Raw genomic sequence first — 9,226 nt, forward strand, 5'->3', positions numbered from 1 at the left:
GTTTATTTTTATTATATTTGGTTGTTTTAATCAGTGGTACCCTTTTAGTAGAGCAGGTTTAAAAGAGGAGGGGTCTTGGGGTTGTGATTAAAAATTAACATTTATTTAATTTATATCATCATTCTTTTTGGAACACTCTGGTTTATCAATTGAATGTTTATTATAATTATTTTTACTTAAATTAATATATTGAAGTTCATTATCTGATGAATCATCTTTATCATCTTCTGTTATAGAAATTATATTTTGCCGAGAATTTTCAGGTTGATCATTATCGGTTATTAATAATTGATTATTATTTTTTCTTTTATTGTATTTATTGATTTCTGTTGTAATGCATTTTTGTTTATGTAAAAGTTCTTCTTTTTTATCGTTAACCAGGATTAAACTTGTTAATTCATTTTGTATTATTAATTCTTCTTTTATATACAAAATATATTCTTGGTCATTAAAAATTTCGTTATTATTATTACTATTTTTACCCATGGCCATAATTGGATTGTTATGAAATATTAATAATAGTCCTAAAAAAATAAATAAACAAAGACTGATTATTTTAAATTGATTTGGTAATTTAAACATTAATTAAATCTCCTTTAATTTTTATTCCTGGAATTTTAATAATATATTGACAGTTGCTATTATTTTGTTACTAGTCAGAGCTGGTTTTTTTATTATTTTTAGTTTCTTTTACTTTATCGTTATTATGTTTATCTTTAAAGAGAGATAAAGTTTGACAGACAGGATTGAAGTGCAAGTGGAAACGGGTTAATTCAGAATCAATATCTTCAACAAAAGCTTCATCAAGATAGTATTTTTGGCCTTTGGTTAAGAAGTTTTTAGGGCCTTTGTATTCTAGGATTAAGTAAATTCGTAACCTCTTATTTTTTGACTTGTTTATATTTTAACTTAAAAAACTGAAAAAAATATTTTTTTATTATTCTAATAATTCGTTATTTTTTAAAAAAGTGCATTTTTTTTATTTGGTTAACAACTTTTTTAATTGTTGTATTAAATACATAATAAAAGGTTAATTTTTTAAACTTTTTTCAAATGTAAAAAAAAGAAATTCAACAAATTTAACGCATTTGAAAAGAGTAAAAAAGCAAAATAACCCAAAATTGGTATCTTTATTATTAATTACTTAAAACAATGTTGTGTAGCAAACAGGATGTATAAGCGTATATATAATTATAAGTATGGAAGTAAATTACAACATTTATTTTATAAACGAAGTGAATTTTATTGTTTATTATTTATTTGTGGATTTATTTAATACAAATATTATTATATAATTATTGATGGTTATAAAAGGAGATATTCATAATCAAATTATTAAATGAATATATCTTGATCTAATTTTACAAAGGTAATAGAAATGAATAGATAAATTTTATTTCCTTTAAATAATTTAATAATCAAATAAAAAAAATTCAATGAAATATTTTATAAATATTTATATTAAAAAAATAATGAATAAAAAAATAATTTTTATTTATACATATCATAAATAAATATTGTATTTATAATAAAAAATAATGTATCAATTAACATAAGTTTTATTATTATGCTTGATTTAACTGAGAAAAGAAATTATAAAAATTAAAAATATTAATTAATAAATACTTAGTAAAAACAATCAAAAAAGTATTATAATTAATAATTATATATTTGAATAGTTATTTATTGTGTTTTATTGTGTTAAAAAGTTTGAAACGAAATATTATAGTTCTTTAAAAAATTTTAATATTTGAAAATAATGATGCCAAAAATATAGTTTAACAATATAAAGCGAAAGGTATTAATTCTAGAAAATATTCGATAATAATAAATCTAAAGGAAGCTTGAATATGTTTTTAATTAATAATTTATGGAATCAATTGAAATTTTTTGGAGTTTTTTTAGCCGGATTTGGTGCCGGAGGAATTACTTTTTCTCTGGTTTATTTATTTTTTATCGTTAAGAACTTTAATAAAAATTTTAAAATTTCTTTTCATGAAGCAGAAGATTTGAAAGAAAATGAAAAAGTAAATAAATTAATTAAAAAACATCAATTAACTTTTTTGGAAAAAACCCAACAACATCCTCAAAAGTATATGGACATATTGTTCCGAGAAATACAAAAATTAACTTTAGAAATTGCAACTATTTTTTATCCAAAATCCACTTCTCCCTGTTTAGAATTGAATTTAGGAGAAACTTTATTATTAATAGAATATTTACATAAAAGAATTGATATTTTATTTCAAAATAAAATTTTATGTATTTTTAAACGTATGACTTTGCGACAAATTATGGTTTTAAAATACAAACTAATAAATAAAAAATATTTACACAAAATTAAAAAAACTAATAAAATAATGAATTTTTTAAGTAATTCAGTTAATTTAATTAATCCTTTTCATTGGGCTAAAAAATTGTTTTTACAGCGTCTTTATCATGTTTTATTAGATAAAATTGGTTTAGCTATTATTTTAATATCTGGAGAAGAAGTATATAAAGTTTATAGTAAAAAAATTTTTGTGCCTGACCAAGATTTAAAATTATATTTACAAAATTTACAACAAGAACTAGATAAAAATAATAATAAATAATATAATTTAGATATTTATTATTTTTTATGAAAAAATTATTAAGAAGAGTAATATAATGAGTAAAATTTGTATTCAATGGTTTCCCGGTCATATGAAAAAAACTTTTAAAGAAATATCTCAATATTTAAAAATAATTGATTTAATTTTAGTCATTTTAGATGCCAGGATACCTTATTCAAGTGTTAATTGGGAATTATTAAAAACCTTTAATAATAAACCTTTTTTATTATTGTTAAATAAAATATCTTTAGCTGATATGTCTAATATAAATATTTTTAAAAAATTTTTCGAAAATCATAAAATACCATTTTTATGGATTGATTCTAAAATAAAAATAAATATTCATCAAATAAAACCTTATATTTATAGAATTTTAAAAATGAAAAATCCTTTTTGGAAACATAAAATTTTAAAATTAATGATTACTGGTATGCCTAATGTTGGTAAATCCACTTTTATTAATTGCTTAGCTAACAAAAAAATGGTTAAAACAGCTAACATACCAGGTATTACTAAGCAAATGCAATGGATTAAAATAGGCCCCAGAATGAAATTATTAGATACTCCTGGGATTTTATATCATAAATTTAACGATCCTCGTATTGGTTATAATTTAGCTATTTGTGGTTGTATTAAATCTACTTTATATCCTAAATTACCTATTGTAGAATATTTATTAACTTATCTTAAAAAAAATTACTATCAAAATTTGCAAAAATGTTTTAAATTAAATGAACAAGAATTAGAATTACCAAATTTATGGTATAAAATAGCTCAAAAAAATCTTTATTTAACAAAAAATAAAATTCTTGACGAAAATAAAGTTTTAGATATGATATTGTATAAAATTTCTAATGGTTTTATAGGTCCGGTTAATTTTGATTTACATTTATCGCATGATTTCGTCAAAGAGGTTTAAATATTAATTTATCCAATAAATTAATATTGCTGCTGGTAATAAACACTAAAAAGGTCGAGCGAAATTCCTAAAAAATAAAATAATTAGGGATTATAACGGTTTAACGGGTTATACGATACAAATTACCCAAGGACAGTCAGTTATAATAATAATTCCTAAAAAGCCTTAGAAGACAAAGTAAAAATCACATAATTAAAGAAAACCTGTTTCTTAAAATTACTATATGCAAGCATTTCAGAAGATATATAGATATTTATAATAGGTATTGAATAGCTGTTCGATTCAAAAAATCCTAAATATCACCGTTTTAACATCGGTCAATTCTTCTTAATAATTAAAGTCGATATCTATAATAATTCGGAAAATAATCCTCAAGGCAGAATTATTAAATTAAGTCAATAATGAAATAAAAACCATTAGAGCTCCTAAAGACAAAGCTACTTCTTATTAGTCAAAGGACTGAATTTATTCAGAATGATAAAGAGACACATAGTCTCAAGATGAAGAATAACGATCTTGATAGGGCATAATAAGTCATTAATTTATGATTTATTGATAATATTTTTGTGGTTTGGCATAGAGGGGCCTGTTAATAGTTAATTAAATAACTAATTTATTTATTAAAACGCAAATAATTTATTAATTTTATATATATAATCATTTAAAATTTATAAATTATAATATAAATTTTTGTTTTCAACTTAACAAATTTCTTTGAGGAGAATTTTAATTATGAAATCGCAAGTAATTATTGTAGAATCACCTTCCAAAGCTAAAACTATTAGTAGTTTTTTTGATAATAAAATTTTAGTTTTATCTTCGAAAGGTCATATACGTAATTTATCTTTAAAAGGTAAAGATAATTTAGGAATTGATATTGATAATAATTTTAAGCCTGATTATTGTATTATCGAAGATAAAGAAGCTATAGTTCAAGATTTGATTTCTAAAACTAAAGATAAAGATGTATTCATAGCTACTGATTTCGATAGAGAAGGCGAAGCTATCGCATGGCATTTAGCTCAAGTTTTAAAATTAAATCCATCAGATAAAAATAGAATTTTTTTTAGTGAAATTAATAAAAATGTTGTTATTAAAGCTTTTAATAATCCTGTATTAATTAATAAACGTTTAGTAGAATCGCAAGAAACTCGTTTAATTTTAGATAAAATTATTGGTTTTAAATTGTCTTCTTTAGTGCGTCGCATTCGTTCTAAATCAGCAGGACGTGTTCAATCTGTAGCTTTAAAACTTATTGCTGAACGCGAAAAAGAACATAACGAATTTGTTCCTGAAGAATATTTTTTAATTAAAGCTATTTTTGAAAGTTTTACGGCTAATTTAATAATGAATCCGAAAAAACCTAAAATTAAATCGGAAGAATCAAATCGAATTATAAATCAATTAAAAGATAAACAATTTTATTTACAAGACGTAATTAAAACTCAAATCTTAAGTAAACCGCCTAAACCATTTATTACAGCTACTTTGCAACAAGAAGCATTTAAATATTTAGGAATGAACTCTCGTAAAACTATGATAGTTGCTCAAAAACTTTACGAAGGTGTGAAAATAAATCGAGAAATCATAGGATTGATTACTTATATGCGTACTGATTCTTATTATATTTCTAAGGAATTTTTGAGAGAAGCAAGAAGATTTATTTCTGAAAAATTTGGTTCTTCTTATGTGAATAATATTTTAAGTACTTTTTCTGAAAATAATCCAGAAGCTCATGAAGCTATTCGAATTACTGATATTAAAAAAACTCCTCAAGAAATTAAAAATTATTTAAATAAAGATGAATTATCTTTATATACTTTAATTTATCAAAAAACTATTTCTAGCTTGATGAGTGCAGCAATTATTGACAAAAAACAGTTTATTTTTGAAATAGAAAAATATTTATTTCAAGCAGAAGGTTATCAAATAATATTTGATGGTTATTTCAAAACAGCAGCTCATTCTCATTTTAAAGAAATTTTATTGCCAGATTGGGAAAAGCAAAAATATTATTTACCTCAAAAGGTAATAGCGAAATCTCAAATGACTTTACCACCGCCTCGTTATAATGAAGCCTCTTTAATTAAAAATTTAGAAAATTTACAAATTGGCAGACCTTCAACTTATTCTCATATTATTGAGACTTTAAAAAGTAGATATTATGTTGAAATTAAGGATAAAAAAATGATTTGTACTCAACGAGGTTTAATTACAAATGAAGTTTTAATGAAATTTTTTAATTCTTTTATTAATGTCGAATATACAGCTCATATGGAATCACAATTAGATAAAATCGCTAATGGTCAAGTAGATAAAATTACTATTTTAAAGAAATTTTATGATGATTTTATTAAATTATTTATATATGCCGATAATAATATTAAAAATATGGAAAATATTACTACAAAACAAAAATGTTCTGTTTGCGGAGATTTTATGGTAGAGCGTTATGGTAAATATGGTGTTTTTTTAGGTTGTAATTCTTATCCTAAATGCCTAAATTCAGATCTCGATCAAAGAAAGAAAAAATCTCTAATTTTAACAAATCAAAATTGTTCTGTTTGTGGTTCTTTTATGGCAGAACGAAATAGTAAATATGGTAAATTTTTAGGTTGTAGTTCTTATCCGAAATGTAAACAAATTATTTCTTATAATAAAGATAATAAATTAAAAAATAAAGAAGAAGAAGAATAGTGATAATCATTATATGAAAAAACTAATTTACATAAATTTATAAAATATATTAATTGATAATTTTTATTTATGTATATATCATTCAAGGGAAATAAATAACTTATGTTTAATTTTTTTAAAAAAATTTTTCAAGAAAAAATTCAAAAGAAAAAAAATTTTTTTGCCAATTTAAACACTTTGCAAGAAGAACAAATATCTGAATGGGCGAAAAAAATTAAATTAAAAAACAAATTAACTGAAAATTTATTGGATGAATTAAAAATTTTATTAATTAAATCTGATTTAGGTATAGAATCTACTCAAAATTTAATTAGTCAAATGCATAAAAATATTTCATCTGAAATTTTATCTCAACCCAAATATTTTTTAAATTTTTTAAGAGATCAATTTTTATTATTTTATAACTCAAATAATGCAAAAAATGTAAAAAGTAATATTTTAACTCAAAAACCACAAGTTTATCTTTTTGTAGGAGTTAATGGGTCTGGAAAAACCACTACTATTGGTAAATTAGCCACTAAATTGACGGAAAAAAATCAAAAAGTTTTATTAATAGCGGCAGATACTTTTCGTACTGGAGCCGTAGAACAATTGAAAAGTTGGAGTAATATTTCTAAAAGTATTTTTTTTTCTAAAGCTAATAGTCAACCAGCAAGTGTCATTTTTGAAGGTCTGAAGTATGGTGAAAATCAAAATTCTGATATTATTTTGTGTGATACTTCTGGAAGATTACAAAATAAAGATAATTTAATGAAAGAATTAGCTAAAATAGATAGAGTTATTAAAAAATATAATCCTCAAGCTCCGCATGAAATTTTTTTAATTTTAGATGCCATGACAGGACAAGAAGCTTTAAAACAAGTAGAATCTTTTAATAAACTTATTTCGGTTACTAGTGTTATTCTTACTAAATTTGATCATTTTTCTAAAGGAGGATTAATTTTAGCTATTAAACATTTATACCAGTTAGAAACTAAATATATAGGTGTCGGAGAGAAATCCAATGATTTATTAGAATTTGACATTCAAAATTATGTTAATTGTTTATTTGAAAATTCATAAAAATTAAATATACATAATCATTATTTCAAATAAAATAAATATTTGTTAACCAAAATATTTACTAAATAAAAAGGAGTTATTTATGAATTTTTTAAGCAAAAGTGTTCAAAAAATAATTAATAAAATTGGTAATAAAAAATATATTCAACAGGATGATATTGATAATATCATGCAAGAGATCAACCCCGCTTTATTAAAGGCAGATGTTGATTATGAAGTAGTAACGAAATTTAATGAACTAATTAAACAACAAACTTTAAATATGCAACTTTTAAAAGGTTTGACTCCTCAACAACAAGTTGTTAAAATTATTCAAAATACTTTAACTAGTATTTTAGGAAATAAATCTTTACCTTTAAACTTACAAGAAAATAAATTAAATATTTTTTTATTAATAGGGATGAAAGGCAGTGGTAAAACGACTGTTGCAGGTAAGTTAGCTTTTTTCCTAAATAGAAAAAAAAATAGTAAAACTTTATTAATTGCAGCAGATTATCATAGACCTGGTGGTATTCAACAATTACAACAAATCGGCCAAAATATAGAGATCGATGTTTACAACGATAATAATACAAATGATTCTTTAGGAGTTATTTTAAATGGTATTGATTATGCTAAAAATAATCATTTTCAAGTTGTTATCATTGATACTACCGGATTTTCTCCTGAAGATACAGCTAGTATAGATAATTTATCTTTAATTAAAAAAAATATTAAACCAGATGAAACGTTTATTGTTATAGATGCTTTAGGAGGTCAACAAATATCAGGTAAAATTAAAAAAATTAATGATAAATTACCATTGACAGGGGTAATTATGACGAAAATGGATGCTAAAACCTCAGGTGGTTTAATTTTATCTATTAGGTACATTACTCAATTAGCTATTCGTTTTATTTCTAGTTCAGAACAACATAATGATGATAATTTTGAGCTTTTTTACCCTGATCGAATAGCTTCTAGAATTTTAGGAATGGGTGATTTATCTACTTTAATAGAAAATATAGAATCCAAAATAGATCCTAAACAAAACGCCGAATTAATAGATAAATTGTTTCAAGATAATTATAATTATTATGATTTGCAAAAACATTTAAATTTAATTAAAAAAATGGGGTCATTTCAAAAAATTTTAAATTTTATTCCTGGAATTAGCAATAAAATCTCGAATTTAAATATTTTAGACAATAATATAATTATTAAATTCGAAGCTATTATCCAAAGTATGACGCATAAAGAAAGATTAAATCCAGATTTAATTGCTAATAATAATCGTCGTCGTCATCGCGTTATTAAAGGTTCTGGTACAACTTATCAAGAAATAAATTTATTGATTGATTTTATAGAAAAACAAAAAAATTTAACTAAACAAATTGATAATAAAAATTTTAAAAAGGATTCGACGACAGATTATCAAGATTTGATAAATAAATTTTTAAATTCAAAATAAATATTTTTTTAATTAATAGGGATGATCAAAGTTATGAAACATTTAATTTTAGTAGATGGGCATGCACTTGTTTTTCGCGCTTATTATGCTACTGCTTATAAAAAGAAAAATAAAAATAATATTGAAAATGAAAATAACAATAATTTAAATAAATTTAATGCTTTAATGATTTTTATTAATATGTTTGAAAAAATTTTAGAAAAAACCCAAAATCATATTTTAGTTGCTTTCGATACGCAAGGTAAAACAAAAAAAAAAGAAATTTATTTAGATTATAAAAAAGGACGTCCTCTTATACCTCAATTATTAATAGATCAAATTGTTTTGGTACAGGAATATTTAAAAATTTCTGGAGTTAAATATCATTATCAAATAGGGGGCGCCAAAGAGGCCTAAATTTCATGCTATCTAACCAATAGCCAGGGCCGATAAACCCTGAAAGGATATGGTCGGTTTATCAGACGAAAGAATGATAGATTATAGCAGACCATAAAAGCGGGTTGC

Annotated in this window: 7 protein-coding genes; 6 read left to right on the forward strand and 1 reads right to left on the reverse strand. The window is 22.7% G+C overall.

What is annotated here, in order from left to right; translation table 11 throughout:
- Positions 1 to 105: 105 nt before the first annotated feature.
- Entirely contained in the window at positions 106 to 582 is a 477-nt protein-coding gene (locus tag OC701_RS01865) for an SVM family protein (RefSeq protein ID WP_304514407.1), read from the reverse strand.
- Positions 583 to 1,850: 1,268 nt separating this feature from the next.
- Between OC701_RS01865 and OC701_RS01875 the strand changes: the two genes are divergently transcribed.
- From OC701_RS01875 to OC701_RS01900, 6 genes are all read left to right on the forward strand, one after another.
- Complete coding sequence (locus OC701_RS01875) at positions 1,851 to 2,594, forward strand: hypothetical protein (RefSeq protein WP_304514408.1); 744 nt, start codon at positions 1,851 to 1,853, stop codon at positions 2,592 to 2,594.
- Positions 2,595 to 2,649: 55 nt separating this feature from the next.
- Positions 2,650 to 3,513, forward strand: coding sequence for a ribosome biogenesis GTPase YlqF (ylqF, locus tag OC701_RS01880; protein ID WP_304514409.1), 864 nt, complete (start codon positions 2,650 to 2,652; stop codon positions 3,511 to 3,513).
- A 732-nt stretch (positions 3,514 to 4,245) separates the two neighbouring features.
- A complete protein-coding gene (gene topA, locus OC701_RS01885; RefSeq protein ID WP_304514410.1) occupies positions 4,246 to 6,210 on the forward strand; it encodes a type I DNA topoisomerase in 1,965 nt (654 codons plus the stop codon).
- A 102-nt stretch (positions 6,211 to 6,312) separates the two neighbouring features.
- Complete coding sequence (ftsY, locus tag OC701_RS01890) at positions 6,313 to 7,272, forward strand: signal recognition particle-docking protein FtsY (protein WP_304514411.1); 960 nt, start codon at positions 6,313 to 6,315, stop codon at positions 7,270 to 7,272.
- Between the two features lie 82 nt (positions 7,273 to 7,354).
- Entirely contained in the window at positions 7,355 to 8,722 is a 1,368-nt protein-coding gene (locus tag OC701_RS01895; RefSeq protein ID WP_304514412.1) for a signal recognition particle receptor subunit alpha, read from the forward strand.
- Positions 8,723 to 8,755: 33 nt separating this feature from the next.
- Positions 8,756 to 9,118 carry a PIN domain-containing protein gene (locus OC701_RS01900; protein ID WP_304514413.1) on the forward strand — a complete coding sequence of 121 codons (363 nt, stop codon included), beginning with the start codon at positions 8,756 to 8,758 and terminating at the stop codon, positions 9,116 to 9,118.
- Positions 9,119 to 9,226 lie beyond the last annotated feature (108 nt).

Source organism: Candidatus Phytoplasma bonamiae, assembly GCF_030586845.1.
GTDB classification, from domain to species: Bacteria; Bacillota_I; Bacilli_A; order Acholeplasmatales; family Acholeplasmataceae; genus Phytoplasma; species Phytoplasma bonamiae.

Excerpts from the sequence above, each read along its gene's own strand:
- OC701_RS01865 (WP_304514407.1), bottom strand. The coding sequence starts at position 582 with ATGTTTAAATTACCAAATCAATTTAAAATAATCAGTCTTTGTTTATTT.
- OC701_RS01875 (WP_304514408.1), top strand. The coding sequence starts at position 1,851 with ATGTTTTTAATTAATAATTTATGGAATCAATTGAAATTTTTTGGAGTT.
- ylqF (WP_304514409.1), top strand. The coding sequence starts at position 2,650 with ATGAGTAAAATTTGTATTCAATGGTTTCCCGGTCATATGAAAAAAACT.
- topA (WP_304514410.1), top strand. The coding sequence starts at position 4,246 with ATGAAATCGCAAGTAATTATTGTAGAATCACCTTCCAAAGCTAAAACT.
- ftsY (WP_304514411.1), top strand. The coding sequence starts at position 6,313 with ATGTTTAATTTTTTTAAAAAAATTTTTCAAGAAAAAATTCAAAAGAAA.
- OC701_RS01895 (WP_304514412.1), top strand. The coding sequence starts at position 7,355 with ATGAATTTTTTAAGCAAAAGTGTTCAAAAAATAATTAATAAAATTGGT.
- OC701_RS01900 (WP_304514413.1), top strand. The coding sequence starts at position 8,756 with ATGAAACATTTAATTTTAGTAGATGGGCATGCACTTGTTTTTCGCGCT.